The organism is Pseudoalteromonas luteoviolacea NCIMB 1942 (assembly GCF_001625595.1).
Lineage (GTDB): Bacteria > Pseudomonadota > Gammaproteobacteria > Enterobacterales > Alteromonadaceae > Pseudoalteromonas > Pseudoalteromonas luteoviolacea_A.
Genome location: NZ_AUXT01000163.1, coordinates 1 through 15539, shown reverse-complemented (window position 1 = coordinate 15539; position 15539 = coordinate 1). Strand labels below are relative to the sequence as shown.

At 42.7% G+C, this 15539-nt stretch carries 18 protein-coding genes and 2 tRNA genes; 4 read left to right on the top strand and 16 right to left on the bottom strand.

The annotated features are described in order from the left end of the window. Window positions 1-557: 557 nt before the first annotated feature. The 4 genes from N482_RS12660 to N482_RS12645 all read left to right on the top strand — a co-directional run bounded on the left by N482_RS12660 (window position 558) and on the right by N482_RS12645 (window position 4491). Window positions 558-3047, top strand: coding sequence for an EAL domain-containing protein (locus N482_RS12660; protein ID WP_081227934.1), 2490 nt, complete (start codon window positions 558-560; stop codon window positions 3045-3047). Between the two features lie 43 nt (window positions 3048-3090). After that, on the top strand, window positions 3091-3525 hold the full coding sequence (gene zur / locus N482_RS12655) for a zinc uptake transcriptional repressor Zur (RefSeq protein WP_063377377.1): 435 nt from the start codon (window positions 3091-3093) through the stop codon (window positions 3523-3525). Window positions 3526-3595: 70 nt separating this feature from the next. Further along, window positions 3596-4063 (top strand): chemotaxis protein CheX, encoded by a 468-nt coding sequence (locus N482_RS12650; protein ID WP_063356314.1) that lies wholly within the window; start codon window positions 3596-3598, stop codon window positions 4061-4063. After that, on the top strand, window positions 4060-4491 hold the full coding sequence (locus N482_RS12645) for a secondary thiamine-phosphate synthase enzyme YjbQ (RefSeq protein WP_063377376.1): 432 nt from the start codon (window positions 4060-4062) through the stop codon (window positions 4489-4491). Before N482_RS12650 ends, N482_RS12645 begins: the two co-directional genes overlap by 4 nt. Before the next feature lie 8 nt (window positions 4492-4499). Here the strand turns inward: N482_RS12645 and alr are convergent, their stop codons facing one another. From alr to N482_RS12565, 16 genes are all read right to left on the bottom strand, one after another. Then, window positions 4500-5582, bottom strand: coding sequence for an alanine racemase (alr, locus tag N482_RS12640; protein ID WP_063377375.1), 1083 nt, complete (start codon window positions 5580-5582; stop codon window positions 4500-4502). A 26-nt stretch (window positions 5583-5608) separates the two neighbouring features. After that, entirely contained in the window at window positions 5609-6988 is a 1380-nt protein-coding gene (dnaB, locus tag N482_RS12635) for a replicative DNA helicase (protein ID WP_063377374.1), read from the bottom strand. A gap of 128 nt (window positions 6989-7116) precedes the next feature. After that, entirely contained in the window at window positions 7117-8058 is a 942-nt protein-coding gene (locus N482_RS12630) for a DUF4097 family beta strand repeat-containing protein (RefSeq protein WP_155730587.1), read from the bottom strand. A 25-nt stretch (window positions 8059-8083) separates the two neighbouring features. Next, entirely contained in the window at window positions 8084-8590 is a 507-nt protein-coding gene (locus N482_RS12625; RefSeq protein ID WP_063377388.1) for a hypothetical protein, read from the bottom strand. Beyond that, the gene (locus N482_RS12620; protein ID WP_063377372.1) at window positions 8583-9134 is read right to left on the bottom strand and encodes an RNA polymerase sigma factor; all 552 of its coding nucleotides are present in this window, start codon (window positions 9132-9134) and stop codon (window positions 8583-8585) included. Before N482_RS12620 ends, N482_RS12625 begins: the two co-directional genes overlap by 8 nt. A gap of 265 nt (window positions 9135-9399) precedes the next feature. Then, window positions 9400-11214: a DUF7305 domain-containing protein gene (locus N482_RS12615; RefSeq protein ID WP_063377371.1), complete on the bottom strand. Its 1815-nt coding sequence runs from the start codon at window positions 11212-11214 to the stop codon at window positions 9400-9402. Window positions 11215-11226: 12 nt separating this feature from the next. Next, entirely contained in the window at window positions 11227-11790 is a 564-nt protein-coding gene (locus N482_RS12610) for a PilW family protein (protein ID WP_063377370.1), read from the bottom strand. Further along, on the bottom strand, window positions 11738-12202 hold the full coding sequence (locus N482_RS12605; protein ID WP_231100861.1) for a type IV pilus modification PilV family protein: 465 nt from the start codon (window positions 12200-12202) through the stop codon (window positions 11738-11740). The genes N482_RS12610 and N482_RS12605 overlap by 53 nt, the downstream gene beginning before the upstream one ends. Next, window positions 12202-12663: a GspH/FimT family pseudopilin gene (locus tag N482_RS12600; RefSeq protein ID WP_063377368.1), complete on the bottom strand. Its 462-nt coding sequence runs from the start codon at window positions 12661-12663 to the stop codon at window positions 12202-12204. Before N482_RS12600 ends, N482_RS12605 begins: the two co-directional genes overlap by 1 nt. Beyond that, window positions 12650-13069 carry a type IV pilin protein gene (locus tag N482_RS12595; protein ID WP_063377367.1) on the bottom strand — a complete coding sequence of 140 codons (420 nt, stop codon included), beginning with the start codon at window positions 13067-13069 and terminating at the stop codon, window positions 12650-12652. The genes N482_RS12600 and N482_RS12595 overlap by 14 nt, the downstream gene beginning before the upstream one ends. Window positions 13070-13421: 352 nt before the next feature. Beyond that, a complete protein-coding gene (rplI, locus tag N482_RS12590) occupies window positions 13422-13874 on the bottom strand; it encodes a 50S ribosomal protein L9 (protein ID WP_063373391.1) in 453 nt (150 codons plus the stop codon). 36 nt (window positions 13875-13910) lie between these two features. After that, a complete protein-coding gene (rpsR, locus tag N482_RS12585) occupies window positions 13911-14138 on the bottom strand; it encodes a 30S ribosomal protein S18 (protein ID WP_063377366.1) in 228 nt (75 codons plus the stop codon). An 11-nt stretch (window positions 14139-14149) separates the two neighbouring features. After that, on the bottom strand, window positions 14150-14479 hold the full coding sequence (priB, locus tag N482_RS12580; protein ID WP_063377365.1) for a primosomal replication protein N: 330 nt from the start codon (window positions 14477-14479) through the stop codon (window positions 14150-14152). Window positions 14480-14516: 37 nt separating this feature from the next. Further along, window positions 14517-14858, bottom strand: a complete 342-nt coding sequence (rpsF, locus tag N482_RS12575) for a 30S ribosomal protein S6 (RefSeq protein WP_023400735.1) — start codon at window positions 14856-14858, stop codon at window positions 14517-14519. Between the two features lie 197 nt (window positions 14859-15055). Then, window positions 15056-15131 (bottom strand) — tRNA-Gly (locus N482_RS12570). A gap of 200 nt (window positions 15132-15331) precedes the next feature. After that, a tRNA-Gly gene (locus tag N482_RS12565) sits at window positions 15332-15407 on the bottom strand. Between the last annotated feature and the right edge of the window lie 132 nt (window positions 15408-15539).

The following is a 15539-nucleotide window of genomic DNA, read 5'->3' as shown; positions in this document are numbered from 1 at the left end:
CATTGGCTTAATTTTTCGAACCGAATAATCCCTAAGAATTCTCGTGTTTTCTAATTGAACACTACCTAATTCACTATTAAGGGTAAATTACTCAACATTACATATATTTATATAAACGGAACACGCCCATGGAGTAATAATCATTGCACGGTCTTGAACAATGACTATACAGGCGCAGTATTAAGGCTTTTTGAAATCTGCAGCCATATCAAAGATTCATGATTTTTAAGCATTAAGCGGTCTTTTCGCGATTACATCGCACGAGTAAACACATCACTCACTTATCCTTTTGTGCTCATGACACAATCACCCAATATTGTAATTCCATATCTTTCAGCAAGAGAAATTCTGTCATTCAAGTTCTTCGAATTAAACTATACTTAGCTCGAAGGTGGCCAGCAAAAGTCAGCGTAAACCACTCCTGATGTACATTTGACTGGCGTTGTTTTTCCAACAGGAGTAAATACGCACTATTCGCAGTAGCGAGCTAAAGGACTAAGGACTGAGCGGTAATCACAAATTCCGCCATTCACGAACTGGGTGCTGAAGGACTAATAATGGATAAAGCGCGTTCAATAAACCTAAAATTATGGCTGACCCTAATTTCGACTGTCTGCGCAGCAATATTCGCGCTGTCCTTAATCATATTTAGTTTTCAGGTTAAAAAAGGCTTTCTATTAGAAGATACGCAAGCCTACTTGTCCGACACTTTGATGCACACAATTGGCAGTCTGGAAGCCGCACACTCGGACATTCTCATCAACGAAACCATCCGTGCCTCTTTGTTTGATAAGCACTTCTCATATATCCTCATCACCGACAAAAAACTCAAAGTTCTGTATAGCTCGGCAGCGAATCAAGTTGGGGAAAATGCAATGGCGTTGCTCCCTCACTTATCTAATATCGTTGTTGGACTATCAAAAGAAACACCGCTTATTCAAAGTTTTGACTCACAGCAGCAAACCTATACGAGTTACGGAAAAATCACGTACGCTGAACCCAAAGGCAGTCAATCAAATACAACACCATTTCTAATCGTGACGAAATACTCGCTCGCGGAAAAAGTAAGCAGCCTTTACACTCACTACAACCATAATGTTTGGATAGTGGTCGCTTCTGTATTAGTCATTTCTTTATTGGCTATCACTATCAGTTACTATTTCATTCATAAACCCATTGCGGTACTGGTGGAACTCAGTGACAAACTGGGTGATTTCAAGTTCAATCACGACACCAGTATTGCTGGCAGCGGCGAGTTGAAGCGACTTGCCAACAACTTGCATAATGCTTCCAGAACATTGCAACAAGGCTTCGAGCAAAAGAATCAAGCACAACAAAGTGCAATAGAAAAACAAAGCGTGCTGGAGGGTATTTTTTCAGCCCTTCCAGATATCTTTTTTATTGTTGATAAAGCAGGCAAGATTTTAGAGTGTCATTACGGGAGCAATGGCACAATGCATATTCCAGAAACACCATTTTTAGGGCAAAAACTGATTGATGTTTTGCCCACACACGCAGCAAAGCACTTTACCAAAGCTATATCAGCGACAGAGCAAAGTGGTCAGCTTACACAAATTGAATACCGTATCGACGGTGAGACAGCAGGCAAGCACTTCGAAGCACGATTAAGTGCGATCCCAGACTCAAACAAGCTGGTCGTTGCAGTACGAGACATTACCGACAAGAAGCGCCAAGAAGAAGTGATATTACATCATGCGTTTTACGACACCTTGACCAAGTTGCCAAATCGGTTTTTAGCGTTGGATAGGCTGCAACAAATGATCCATGAGGCCAAGCGAAATCAACAACTCATCGCCGTTGGGTTTATCGATTTAGACGACTTCAAAAAAGTAAATGACTCTATGGGTCATGAAGTAGGAGACAAACTGCTAATACATTCGGCCAAAATATTGAAAAACGCATTGCGCAAACAGGACACAGTTGCGCGACTCGGTGGTGATGAGTTTATCGTCTTACTGGGAGATATCGCAGATCAACACCACATTACTGCTATCGCAACGAAATTAGTACACTTATTTCGTTCTCCATTTGAAATCGACGACCGCTCCTTTACGATTTCGTTGAGTTTGGGCCTTGCAGTGTTTCCAAATGATGCGGCAACACCTAATGAGCTACTGAGAAAAGCTGACTCAGCAATGTACAGCGCCAAACAACTGGGCCGCAATACGTTTTCATTTTTCACAGAAAGCATGAGTCAAGATTTAGACCGACGCCTCATGCTGGAAGAAAAAATGCGTTTGGCGCTCGCTAACGACAAGTTTGAAGTATATTTTCAGCCACAATATGATTTGCGTAGTCAATATGTTGTAGGTGCTGAAGCTTTATTACGCTGGCACGACCCTGAACTTGGCTGGATTTCTCCCGGAGAATTTATCCCCCTGGCAGAGCAAACAGGATACATTATTGAACTTGGGCAATTTGTGTTAGAAACAGCGATAAAGCAAATCAACAGTTTACAAAATACGCTCAGTAACCCATTTCGAATTGCCGTCAATTTATCGCCTCGGCAGTTTAAAGACCCCAACCTCGTTAATACGGTGAGCCATTTAATCAATCAATTCAAAGTAGACACACAATTACTAGAACTGGAAATCACCGAGGGGGTATTACTCAGCGGTGATGAACTGGTTAGAGATGCGCTATTTGAATTTCACCAACTGGGCATTCTCGTTTCTATGGATGACTTTGGCACTGGCTACTCATCGCTTAACTACTTGAGACAATACCCATTTGATGTTTTAAAAATTGATCAGAGCTTTATTTTCGATATGAATACCAGCGAACAGGTGAAACAACTCGTCAATGCTATCATTGTTATGTCGCATAATTTAGGTATAAAAGTGATCGCCGAAGGCATCGAAACCCAGCTACAATTAGACACCTTGGCAGCCATGAATTGTGACTTGGGTCAGGGGTACTTTTTAGGTAAACCGATGTCAAAAATTGATTTTGAAGCGTGGTTGACGCAATATGCTCTCCAACCATTGAATATTGAGAATAAATCCTTGTCGATACAAGACTATTAAAATGAATATGTTAGTATTGGGAAGTAGTGTAAGGATTTAGAACATGAATATAGAACTACTTGTTAGTAAAGCGAAACAGGTCTGCGATAACCGCGGTGCCCGGTTTACGCCGATTAGAGAAAAAGTATTTCGATTGCTCGCGACGAAACAAGGTGGCGTAGGTGCTTATGACCTGTTAGAAGAATTAAAATTAACAGAGAACAGTGCTAAGCCAGCGACTGTATATCGTGCGCTAGATTTTTTGGCTGAGCTTGGCTTCATCCACAAAATTGAAAGCACTAACTCGTTTATGCTGTGTCACCACTTTGACCATATCCATCCAGTTCAGTTGCTGATCTGTGATAGCTGTGGACACGTACAAGAACTGCATTCTGGTGCAATTTCTCACGAATTGAATAACTTATCAGCAGAAAAAGGCTTTAAAGTTAAAGCACAAACTATCGAAGCTCATGGGCTTTGTGAAAAGTGCCAACAGTAGTGCAGCTGATAAAAAAGCCACTACACTTAGATAATGACTGCAACAATGAATAAAACAAGGGAACAATAATATGAATGTTGAGTTCATCAACCCTTTTTTATCTTCACTAATAAATGTATTAGCTACTATGGCACAAACTGAGCTAACGCCTGGTAAGCCAAAGATAAAAAAAGATGAAGTCGCCAGAGGAGACGTGTCAGGACTGATCGGTATGGTTGGCCCACAAACCAAGGGATCTTTTTCCATCACTTTTGATGAAAGCTTAGCTTTAGCTATTATGGAAAGAATGCTAGGTGAAAGACCTGATGGTATTAATGAAGAAGTTACTGACATGGTCGGCGAAATCACCAATATGGTCACAGGTGGTGCTAAAAACCTATTAGGTGAAAAAGGTTATGACTTTGACATGGCAACCCCTTTAGTTGTTTCTGGACCAGGACACACAATTACACATAAATGTGAAGGCGCTAAGATTATTATGCCATTCACATCCGATGATGGTAACGCAAATATAGAAGTCAGCTTCGATAAGCTATGAGTTGGCATCAAACTGTTATTACATTAAAGCCTCGTTCTCGAGGCTTTCATTTAATCGATAACGAGTTACTTGCGCACCTTCCTCAGTTAAGCTACTACAAGGTAGGGCTGCTCCACTTGTTTATTCAACACACTTCGGCAAGTCTCACAATCAATGAGAATGCAGACCCCACAGTGAGAATGGATATGGAAAGCCACTTCAATCACTTTGTTCCTCAAAATCAAAATTATTATCGACATGATTATGAAGGCGACGATGATATGCCTGCACATATCAAGTCCAGCACACTGGGTTGTGAAGTGACGATACCAATCTACCAAGGCACTTTAAAGTTAGGGACTTGGCAAGGTATCTACCTTGGTGAACACCGAGATCAAGGTGGACCTCGTCAAGTTGTGGCTACGATGCAAGGGCAGCTGTTTGAGTGATGAGCAGCTTAGCCGGTTAAGTAGTCATAACTCACCCGCGGGGTGATATTACATAGAAGCTCGTAAGGAATAGTGTCTGCGCAGCTTGCGATTTCCTCAACAGGCAAGTTGGGTCCCCACATTTCAACCTCGTCACCAACTCTGATTTTGTCGCAATTACTGCCAATATCAACGCTTATCATATCCATTGAAATACTACCCACAATACCATATCGCTGGCCTTTGATGACCACAGGCGTTCCCTCTTTCGCATGACGCGGATAGCCATCGCCATAACCCATGGCTACCACAGCAAGTGTTGTGTCTTTCTCACAGGTCCATCGGCCACCATAGCCAATACGGTCGCCACACACTACGTCTTTTATAGCAATGACACGTGTTTTTAAACGCATAACAGGTTTGAGTGCATGATCTACCCCTGTGCAATTCAGCATAGGTGACACACCGTACAACATCAGCCCAGATCTAACCCAATCAAAATGAGCATCTGGCCAGCCAATAATGCCGGCAGAGTTGGCGAGACATAGGGCCTCATCTTGCTCTTTCACTAGCTCCGTAAACGCAGCTATTTGCAGTGTAGTGAAGTCATTATTAAGGTCATCTGCACAGGGAAAATGCGTCATTAACTTTGTATCGACTTTCACATTTGGCGACTGTTTTAGGCGCGCATAAAATTGTTCAAATTGATGAGGTTCAATACCAAGCCGATGCATTCCAGTATCAATTTTCAACCACACCGATATTGGCGCTTCCAACTGGCAAGCTTCAATCGCTGCCAGTTGGTTTTCGTCGTGAACGACTGTTTCAAAGTTGTTGGCTAATAAAATAGGTAAATCACTGGGCGCGAAAAAACCTTCAAGCAAAATAATCGGCTTAGTTAAGCCCCCTGCACGTAAAGCTAACGCTTCATCAATACGCGCTACCGCAAATGCGTCAGCCCCCTCTAAGCACTGGGCTATTTTGACTAAACCATGGCCATAAGCATTGGCTTTAAGCACAGCCATTACCTTTGCATTCGGTGCCATTTTTTTCACAATGGCCAAGTTATGCCTCAGCGCATTAATATCGATTTCGGCTGTTGCTAAACGCATTTTTAGATACCCTTATTTATTTGGGCTTAATACTCGTCGTCCAGTGCAGGCCCAGCGTAATTGTCAAAACGAGAGTATTGACCTTGGAAGGTTAACCTCACCTTACCAATTGGACCGTTACGCTGCTTACCTATAATAATTTCTGCGGTGCCCTTGTCTGGGGTATCGTCGTTATATACTTCATCACGATAAATGAACATGATCAGATCGGCATCCTGCTCGATTGAACCCGATTCCCTCAAGTCGGAGTTTACAGGTCGCTTGTCAGCACGTTGCTCTAGTGTACGGTTAAGCTGGGACAATGCGATAACGGGACACTCCAGCTCTTTTGCTAGGGCTTTCAATGAACGCGATATTTCAGCAATTTCTAAAGTACGGTTGTCCGATAGACTTGGCACCCGCATTAGCTGCAAGTAGTCGACCATGATCATACTAATACCACCGTGGTCTCGCGCAATACGACGTGCTCTCGAGCGCACATCTGTTGGCGTTAGGCCTGACGCATCATCAATATACATCTGCCCTTTCTCCATCAATAGCCCCATTGTTGAAGAAAGCCTTGCCCAGTCATCATCATCCAATTGGCCCGTTCTTACTTTGGTCTGGTTGATACGACCCAAAGACGCCAACATCCTCATCATAATCTGCTCTGAGGGCATCTCTAATGAGTAAATGAGTACAGGCTTGTCTTGTGTCATAGCCGCATGCTCTGCCAAGTTCATGGCAAATGTTGTTTTACCCATTGAAGGACGAGCGGCAACGATTATGAGATCCGAGGGCTGCAAACCCGCAGTCATTTTGTCTAAGTCTGAATAACCCGAACTTACCCCAGTCACACCATCTTGCGGAGACTGATAGAGCTCTTCAATTTTATCTATGGTTTTTTCCAAAATACTGTGAATATTTTGTGGGCCTTCGGTACTTTTGCTGCGCTGCTCAGCAATTTTAAACACTTTACTCTCAGCTAAATCTAACAAATCGTGACTATTGCGCCCTTCAGGATTAAAACCGGCTTCAGCGATTTCATTGGCAACAGAGATCATTTCTCTTACTACCGCCCTTTCGCGCACGATACTTGCGTAGGCATCAATGTTTGCAGCACTGGGGGTATTTTTCGCTATCTCAGCTAAGTAGGCAAAACCACCTATTGAATCTAGTTGATTGTTCTTTTCTAGATTCTCCGAAATTGTTATCAGATCGATTGGTTGACCAAGCTCAACGAGTTTAGTCATGGCCTCAAAAATCAGTTTATGTGTGCGGGTGTAAAAGTCTTGAGCAACCACCAGCTCAGCAACACGGTCAAATGCTTGGTTATCTAGCATTAAACCACCTAAAACAGACTGCTCTGCTTCGATTGAATGTGGAGGAACTTTTAGTGTATCGACTTGTTGATCAGGTTTGGCCATATTACGACAAAAACAAATGAGTGGATTTGTTATTGTAACCCTAAATCAAAAAAAACTGAATGCTGTTTGACTGACAAGCTTTAAACAAAGAAAAGCAACAGCTCGGTTATTCGAGCTGTTGCTCAATTCTAATTCTTTTTCAAAGTAATTCGACCGCTGACAGTATCAATCTCAATATCTGCATCACCGCCCGCGACATTAAACTCTAGTTCACGTGATGGACCATACTTAGCTTTTTTCACTTCATCTTTGCTTAATTCATTGATAATTTTTCCGCCCGCATGGGCATCAATATCAAAACGCGCCGAAATATCGCTCGGAAAGTACAAGTCGACATCACCACTGACAGATTCAAGGTTCAGTCTCGCTCCTGATAGTAATTTTTTAGTGCGGACTTCTATTTCGCCATTGACCGTGTTTAGTCGTAGTTCTTGAAGCGCAGCAATGTCAAATTCAACTTCACCATTCACATTCTCCAAGCGAATCTCTTGAGCTAAAGTCTTACTTTCTATTGAACCATTTACGGCATTGAAGCGTAATTTTCCGGCTGAGCCCACATCTTTTATGTCACCATTGACCGTTTCATAGCGCACACGTCCGCTTAAGTCGGTACCATCAATGTCGCCATTCACCGTTTCTAGTCTCACTTTGCCATCTATCTGGCTTGCCTTAATATCACCATTAACGGTTTTAATAAACGCGCCTGCAAGTAATTGAGAAGCTTCTACATCTACCTGAACGCCTTCAAATACGAGCTCACTCTGCTTAGGCATAAATATAGTTAATTCAGAGCCTTCATGTTGACGACCCCAACCTTTGACTCGAGAGGGCATCTCGACAATGAATTCTGTTTTGCTCCCCCTGTTAGCAAGCTTATACCCTTTTGCAGCGTCGTCGAGTTCACCTTCTACTTTAAACTTGGCTTGATCCCACGTTTTAATTACAACGCTTCCACGTTGATTTTCAATGAAAACCTTACCATCCTTTGGAATTCCGATTTCTTTATCTATTTTTTCCCCAGCTAGTACCATAACTGGCAGCATTGCCAAACTTAATACTATTGGGCTCAATACGATTGCTTTCATCCTACTTCTCCTAAATCTGTTGCCAACGGGGTTGGTGAACCCGGTTAATTAAATCTAATTGCTGTTGATAAACCTGCGCGAGCATTTGTAACAAAGCGGCATTTTCTGGGTCATTCTCAAGAACAGTTTTAATCGCTTGTTCTGCTTGCTCAAGCTCTTGCAGTTGTACTTGCCAATCATGTGTCAAAGCAGGCTGTGAGCCATACTGCACCAGCAAGGTTTGCTTTTGCTGCTCGAAATAGTTGCTCATTTGCATCACTGGACTTTGCGTAGCTGGCTTCATGCTAAAATACACAGCACACATGCCTACAAGAGTTGATGCGGCAATTGCCGTAGCTTGACGCCATACATCCACGCGATTTTGTTGACTCGACTGCGAGGCATTTGTGGGTGACTCTGCATTAATTGCTCGCTCAATCCCGGACCAGAGCTCTTTTTGAGGCTGAGGCATGTGCTCGGGGCGGTCACTTTGCTCTACGTTTTTTGCTAAAAACTCATCAAAACTTGGTTTAGTCATTTTCATACCACTCCTGTAACAGCTTTTTTGCCCTGTGATACTGAGATTTACTCGACCCTACAGCCATGCCTAACATGGTGGCAATTTCTTCGTGTCGATACCCTTCCACTGCATGGAGTACAAATACTAATCGTGCTCGCTCTGGCAATTTCAAGATCAGCTTATCCAAACCATTTAAGTCACCACATAACGAAATGCTCGCTTCATCCATACCACTGTTCTCAAAGCTCACGACTTTAGTCAGCCAATTTTTTTGCTTACGTAGATAACTAATAGCGACATTTGACGTCACGCTGTGCAGCCAGGTAGTAAATTTTGATTGCCCATTAAATTGCGAAACCTTATGCCACAATTGTACGAATACCTCTTGGCAAGCATCTTCAGCATGTGCTTGATCAGCTAGTAACCTTAAACACAGCGCATATACTCGCTGATGGCACTGTTCATACAACGCGGCGAAGGCAACTTGATCCCCTTGTTTAGTGCGCAGTACTAGCTCATCAAGTGTATCGTCTGCAAATGCGTCTCGTGCATCAACTAACATAATAAAATTCCTTTACTGCAAGGCAAAGATGATGACACATCTCTCCCAGAAAAAAAGCAATAGCCAAATAAAATCAAAGTTCAATGTAGTTGCTTTTTTAAATATTAGGTCGAGTATTTACTCGCCTATACAGTGTTTTTATTTAATTATTAAGACGCAGGGACTGCAAAAAAGGTTTAAAGGAGGTTGGTTAATTTTTCATTAGAACAGATAACTAGGTTTGGACAGACTTCGAACATGAATTACGTCAGATACAAAGCGGGTTTTACTGAGTGTCACCAGCCCCATCGTTGTCAGTGTCACTAAACGCTTCAGGGTGCTTATAACGCCAACTATCAAAAACTAACTTAGCTGGGGTCTTTACTGTGCCGCCACTGCCTATTTTTAAGTCTTTAAGCGCTTCATCAAAATGTACACCGCTGCCACCATGCGCTTCGATTGTCGCACCACGAACAGTACCAAAAAACTGCCCGCTCCCTGTCATTGAAATAGAAGTCATGGGCGCATAAATAACTGCATAGAGTGACGAAGTGCCACTCACCTTAACACCAGGTTTATTTCGTTGACTCGGATCATTGGGGTCTGCCCGATATGAAGAAAAGATACTAAATGTTCCCCAACCACTTTCTGTGATCCCTGGTTTCTCAGTAACAATTTGCGCACTGGCACCTAGATTGACTTTGCCCGTTACAAAAATGGTTAAGCTAGACTTGTCTTTTATATTTAATCGGCTGTTCCCGCCCATGGTAAAATCGCCATCGATAAGCCAGATAACGTCACCGCCATTAATTCCCCCGTCAATATTCACAACACCATCACTGCCTATATTGACGTTCTTCATACCAAAAGCATATTCGGTGTCTTTATTATTGGATCTGCCATGATTTTGTTTATTGATATCAAATAAATAGATATTAGTAGCCGTTGAGTTAAGCTTCGTACCTTGACCTTGCGTAAATTCACCTACATGTGGTGTAAAGTCAAACACTTGCTGAGCCCCTACTTTAAAATCCGAGTAATTGTTATTTTCATCAATAATATTTGGCATGTTCGCGGGCAGTGCGAGTGGGTCGCACTCCTTGTCTGGATTTGCTGGGTCATAATCAGGCGAGTTTGGATCGTAGACTCTTACTGCTTCAACATTCGGGTTCACATTAAACTTTGCTGCGGAGTAGTAAATGCCATCTTGCGAGTGCTCAGTCGCCACTTCAAATTTACCGGTTCCACCATATTGAATATCAAGTGCCTCTTTCTGTTCATTCAAAATATCAGCACCCCATAGCATTTCAACATTACCGTTGGCACGTACAACCCCAGATATATCGCCACCACGATGTATCACAAAGCCCTGTGTTAACACATTACCTTTCACGCGCAATCCGCCGCCATATGAAATGTCAATCCCCGTATTAGATTGAACATTACCAATCACCGGAGAAGAGCCTTTGAGATATAAAATACCAGATGCTTTAACATCCCCTTCAATCGGTGAATGTCCAGACAGCACAACATTCGCATCACCAATCACAGTATTTACATCACCATTGCTGGATTTTGTCTGTTCATAAGTACCGTTCCTAGAGTCGTAACTATCCACTAGGCCGCTCCCTGAAAGGTTAACGCCTTTACAGCCCGTCACCGCATTTTTAAAAGTGGGTTCGTAAACAGCTTCAGTATACTTGAACATAGCCACCATATTATTGGATGCATCCAGCCCATACTTTTGACCGAGACTCGCTATCTCTATACTTATAGTGCCATCAGCATTGGTAACTTTTGAGTGTTGAGTTGCGTATTGCCCTTCAGTATGTGAGCCGTAGTTTAGCCCAGGGTTCGCCAAAAGCAGCTGGTCCGCAGTGGCTCCCGCATTGGCATTGACGTAATCATTGAGGTCATCTGCGCTGGCAAACACGCCTTTTTCGGCTTGCAATCGCGAGTTGAGGTCCTTTTGGAAGTTGCCACTTAAGCGCTCTTGCACAAGCGTATCTTTCATTGACGTAAATACCACGACACTCGCCATAGTACTTAGAAGCATGACTTTCACAAGGGTAAAACCTGATTGTCGTACAGAACTCGTCATAGAATGTCCGCCCTAGGTTGGCCTTCGCCACATAGCTTTATCAAGCACCAAGCGACTCGCCGCAATATCAATCTGAATCTTGCCGTCAAATTGCTTTGGTAATTTATCTGGAGTTACAAAGATACTGATCAAGATCCCTGAGTTCTCAAATGTCAGCGCCTGTAACCCGCGTAACAGTTGCACCGGTCCATTACCAATATCACAGGTCAGATACCCATTCGTTAAAGTATATGTCTCCCAATACCCCACATCAGGGACACTGCCATCACAGGCTAGCAACCCCGCTTGTTGATGAACGCGCAAAGCTGATTTTTCGTTTATCACTTCAGGTAACTTGCTTGTTTGTTTTATGCTTCGCGTCATGGTTTGGCTGGTATAGCGCACAACTTCCTGTGCATGAGAAAGCTCTTTACTTGCCACCACCGTACTTTTAATTGCGGTGTAAGACATGGCTACGCCAGACAACAAAAACAGGCCAGCCGCCATTGCAACAAGGAGCTCAATTAAAGTATAGCCATCTACTTTACGGCATATTGTGAGCACATTTACCTGTTGTTTGATCTGGGGCTGGAACATATACATAACTTGCTACTAAAGTAATTTGGTTTAAAGCACTATTATTGCTCAAACGGCTGTCCTGCCAACTCACTTCAAATTTTACATCTCGTCGTTCTGAAGTTAGTTGAGTAAAATTTTTGTCATTGTACCTATCGGGCTGTATTCTTAATGTGAAGCGCGTATCTGTGGGCTGTAAATTAGCCACTCGTGGGTTGTCTTTCAACAACAGATTTTGATTAGTATGTTCAAAATAGCATAGCTCATTCCACATTCGCTCAATCGCATTTTGGCCATTAACCAATGCGACTGTATAATAAAAACTATTATTTGCAAATTGCAGTGATTTCAATTGCGCACCCGCCAAGCCCAATAACGCAACGCCGGCAATCACAATAGACACCATCACCTCAATCAGTGAAAACCCCTTCACTATGCGCAATTTTCGGCTGCCTCACTTACCCAGCTTTGTCCACTGCGCAAAATGCACAATCGATAGTCTCGCGTACTGCTGTCATTGTCACCCACCAATATATTGCTCATTAAGTTTAACTCGCCGGTAGATCTTACCTCACGATCGACCAAATCGATATGGACAGATTGGTGTTCAATTGTAAACGTACGTAAAATGGTTTCCTGCCCAGCAATGACCGTTGTAACATGCCAATTGGAGTTATCTTTTACTAACTTAACCGTCTGCTCTCTTTTTACCGCTTCGCTGCGCGCATACTGATATACACTGTTTAGCTGATGAACGTTAGAATCTACCCTATCTTGTTTAACGTAGGTGATCACAGAAGGCATTGCCAAACTTGCTAATACGGCAACCAATGCAACGCATATTAACAATTCAATCAATGTAACGCCCTGCTCTTTAGACTTACCAACAATCATTATGTTGCCCCTGTGAAGATTCTGTACTCTGCTCATCGAGCGTTAATACACCACATACATCTGAAGCTTGGGTTGAATTAGCTATTGGTGTGGCAGTTATCTCAAATCCTAAATTTCTGTAATCTCCCGCGGCACCGTCTGGTTTTTTTCGCGGGTTATATCCCAATGTGTAATAACTCGATTTTTGCGCCAGAGTATGTGTATCTGGGTAGCCACCATTTCTTGAGTAGATACGCTCAAGGACAACCGCCTCTTGATACATCAGCTGTTGAACATCAGCTCGGTTTCCCTTACGTAGATATTCCATATAATTTGGCATTGCAATACTTGCGAGAATGGCAACCAAAGCTACAACCATCAAAACCTCAATCAATGTGAATCCACGCACAAAACGATTATTAAACATTGTTCTCCTAATCTAAATGATAACGCTGTCATCACTTACAAATAACACTGTATGATAATTGGACAGCAAAAAAAAGTACCTAGTACAAAAGAGTTAACTAAATTATCACAAATAAAACTTATATAAAATGGGTACGCTATTACAAGTGATTACTAGAGTATATATACATCTAAAATATAAAACGGTTCAGTGCCAAGTTTTGTGATTTAGATTAATTTTCCAACTTGTATGGTGAATCTTCCGTGAGCAACCGTGCTAAAAACCGATTTTTTACACTGAAAGTTTGTGTCGTTGTTATTTTTCAGGGGAGGGATAAAACCGCACACTGAGTGTGCGGTTTACGCTTAATAAATTAAGCTTCTGCGATAACGATAACTTTGATAGTTGCCGTTACGTCAGAGTGAACTTGAATAGCTACGTCAAATTCACCAGTCTCACGGATAGTACCTAGAGGTAGGCGAACTTCAGCTTTAGCTACTTCAACACCAACTGCAGAAATCGCGTCAGCGATGTCACGAGTACCGATAGAGCCGAATAGCTTACCTTCGTCACCCGCTTTAGAAACTAGAGTAACTTCAGCTAGTGCTTCAAGTTTTTCAGCACGCGCTTGAGAAGCAGCTAGCTCTTCTGCGATTTTTGCTTCAAGCTCAGCACGGCGAGCTTCGAAAGTTTCGATGTTAGCTTTGTTTGCAGGTACTGCTTTACCCTTAGGGAATAAGAAGTTACGTGCGAAGCCAGATTTTACAGAAACCTGGTCACCTAGGTTACCTAGGTTAGCGATCTTGTCTAGTAGAATAACTTGCATGTCTCTACACCTTTTAAAAACTATTAATCAGCCGGCTTACTTATGTAAGTCAGTGTACGGAAGAAGGGCTAGGTAGCGAGCACGCTTGATAGATGCTGCTAGCTGACGCTGGTACTTAGCGCTTGTACCTGTGATACGGCTAGGTACGATTTTGCCACTTTCAGTTACATAGTTTTTAAGAGTAGCTAGATCTTTGTAATCGATTTGTTGTACGCCTTCTGCTTTAAAACGGCAGAACTTACGACGTCTGAAATAACGTGCCATGAGTAATTTCCTCAATTAATTCTTTCAATATGTTGTGCGTGAAGTACAAGTTGACTCAAACCATTTCGGCTTTCGTGACGGTTTAAAAAACCGCGCACTTGTAGCCCTTGCCCAACGTATAAATGCTCTAGTTGAGTTCGGAATTTGTCTCCGCTGGCAACCACCTGAATACGAACATAGCTGTTACGATTTAGGTCGGCTTCTATTTGCATTGATTTGTGCTCTAAAACAAAAATACAATGCGGGATCCCAGCTGGACTTTGACTATATTTCGGTGTTTTACAAACAACCCCAGACAAAACAAATTGATTTGTATACAGGTCTGTTTGAGTTTGCACCATAACCTCTAAAGGTGAGTCAAATCCGAATCAATAACGATTAAGCAGATGCTGCTTCTTTTTTCTCTTCTTTTGCAAGAGGAGAAGCTTCAGTTACAGCGTTCTTAGTACGCATAACTAGGTTACGTAGCACTGCATCGTTGTAGCGGAAAGAAGTTTCAAGCTCGTTGATTACTTCAGTTGGCGCTTCAACGTTCAAAAGAACATAGTGTGCTTTGTGAAGCTTTTCGATTGGGTAAGCCAGTTGACGACGGCCCCAGTCTTCTAAACGGTGGATAGTACCGCCAGCTTCAGTGATAGAACCAGTATAACGCTCGATCATACCTGGAACTTGCTCACTTTGGTCTGGGTGAACCATGAATACGATTTCGTAATGACGCATGGATATTCCTTACGGTTAGTATAGCCTTGTCCCGTTTCGGCCGGCCGGGTTAAGGCAAGGAACGACTAATATGGCCGAAAGAGCGCGTATTTTACGCATAGAGCTAAAAATAAGCAATGTTTTTATACGATAATTCAGGATTAATAGAGAAAATAGTTATAAAAGATTGATATAAAGAAATATTAGAAAAGAGAGATTGGAGCGGCACACGAGGTTCGAACTCGTGACCTCGACCTTGGCAAGGTCGCGCTCTACCAGCTGAGCTAGTGCCGCTTCATAGTTTTGCTCTAATTTTTCCGCTGGAGCGCGACGGGTCGCGTCTAACGTTTTAGCAGCTGAGCTAGGGCCGCTTCATAATTTGCTCTAATTTTTCCGCTGGAGCGCGACAGGTCGCGTCTAACGTTTTAGCAGCTGAGCTAGGGCCGCTTTATAGGTTTATTCAACATTTTATCAGTTGAATAAAACTGAAAATTTGGAGCGGCACACGAGGTTCGAACTCGTGACCTCGACCTTGGCAAGGTCGCGCTCTACCAGCTGAGCTAGTGCCGCTTCATAGTTTGCTCTAATTTTCCGCTGGAGCGCGACGGGTCGCGTCTAACGTTTTAGCAGCTGAGCTAGTGCCGCTTCATAGGTTTATTCAACATTTTATCAGTTGAATAAAACTGAAAATTTGGAGCGGCA

Coding starts and splice junctions, on each gene's coding strand:
- priB (WP_063377365.1), bottom strand. CDS start 14,479: ATGGTGCAAACTCAAACAGACCTGTATACAAATCAATTTGTTTTGTCT.
- alr (WP_063377375.1), bottom strand. CDS start 5,582: ATGCGTTTAGCAACAGCCGAAATCGATATTAATGCGCTGAGGCATAAC.
- N482_RS12620 (WP_063377372.1), bottom strand. CDS start 9,134: ATGTTAGTTGATGCACGAGACGCATTTGCAGACGATACACTTGATGAG.
- rpsR (WP_063377366.1), bottom strand. CDS start 14,138: ATGGCACGTTATTTCAGACGTCGTAAGTTCTGCCGTTTTAAAGCAGAA.
- dnaB (WP_063377374.1), bottom strand. CDS start 6,988: ATGGCCAAACCTGATCAACAAGTCGATACACTAAAAGTTCCTCCACAT.
- N482_RS12645 (WP_063377376.1), top strand. CDS start 4,060: ATGAGTTGGCATCAAACTGTTATTACATTAAAGCCTCGTTCTCGAGGC.
- rplI (WP_063373391.1), bottom strand. CDS start 13,874: ATGCAAGTTATTCTACTAGACAAGATCGCTAACCTAGGTAACCTAGGT.
- zur (WP_063377377.1), top strand. CDS start 3,091: ATGAATATAGAACTACTTGTTAGTAAAGCGAAACAGGTCTGCGATAAC.
- rpsF (WP_023400735.1), bottom strand. CDS start 14,858: ATGCGTCATTACGAAATCGTATTCATGGTTCACCCAGACCAAAGTGAG.
- N482_RS12595 (WP_063377367.1), bottom strand. CDS start 13,069: ATGTTTAATAATCGTTTTGTGCGTGGATTCACATTGATTGAGGTTTTG.
- N482_RS12660 (WP_081227934.1), top strand. CDS start 558: ATGGATAAAGCGCGTTCAATAAACCTAAAATTATGGCTGACCCTAATT.
- N482_RS12625 (WP_063377388.1), bottom strand. CDS start 8,590: ATGACTAAACCAAGTTTTGATGAGTTTTTAGCAAAAAACGTAGAGCAA.
- N482_RS12650 (WP_063356314.1), top strand. CDS start 3,596: ATGAATGTTGAGTTCATCAACCCTTTTTTATCTTCACTAATAAATGTA.
- N482_RS12600 (WP_063377368.1), bottom strand. CDS start 12,663: ATGATTGTTGGTAAGTCTAAAGAGCAGGGCGTTACATTGATTGAATTG.
- N482_RS12615 (WP_063377371.1), bottom strand. CDS start 11,214: ATGACGAGTTCTGTACGACAATCAGGTTTTACCCTTGTGAAAGTCATG.
- N482_RS12610 (WP_063377370.1), bottom strand. CDS start 11,790: ATGTTCCAGCCCCAGATCAAACAACAGGTAAATGTGCTCACAATATGC.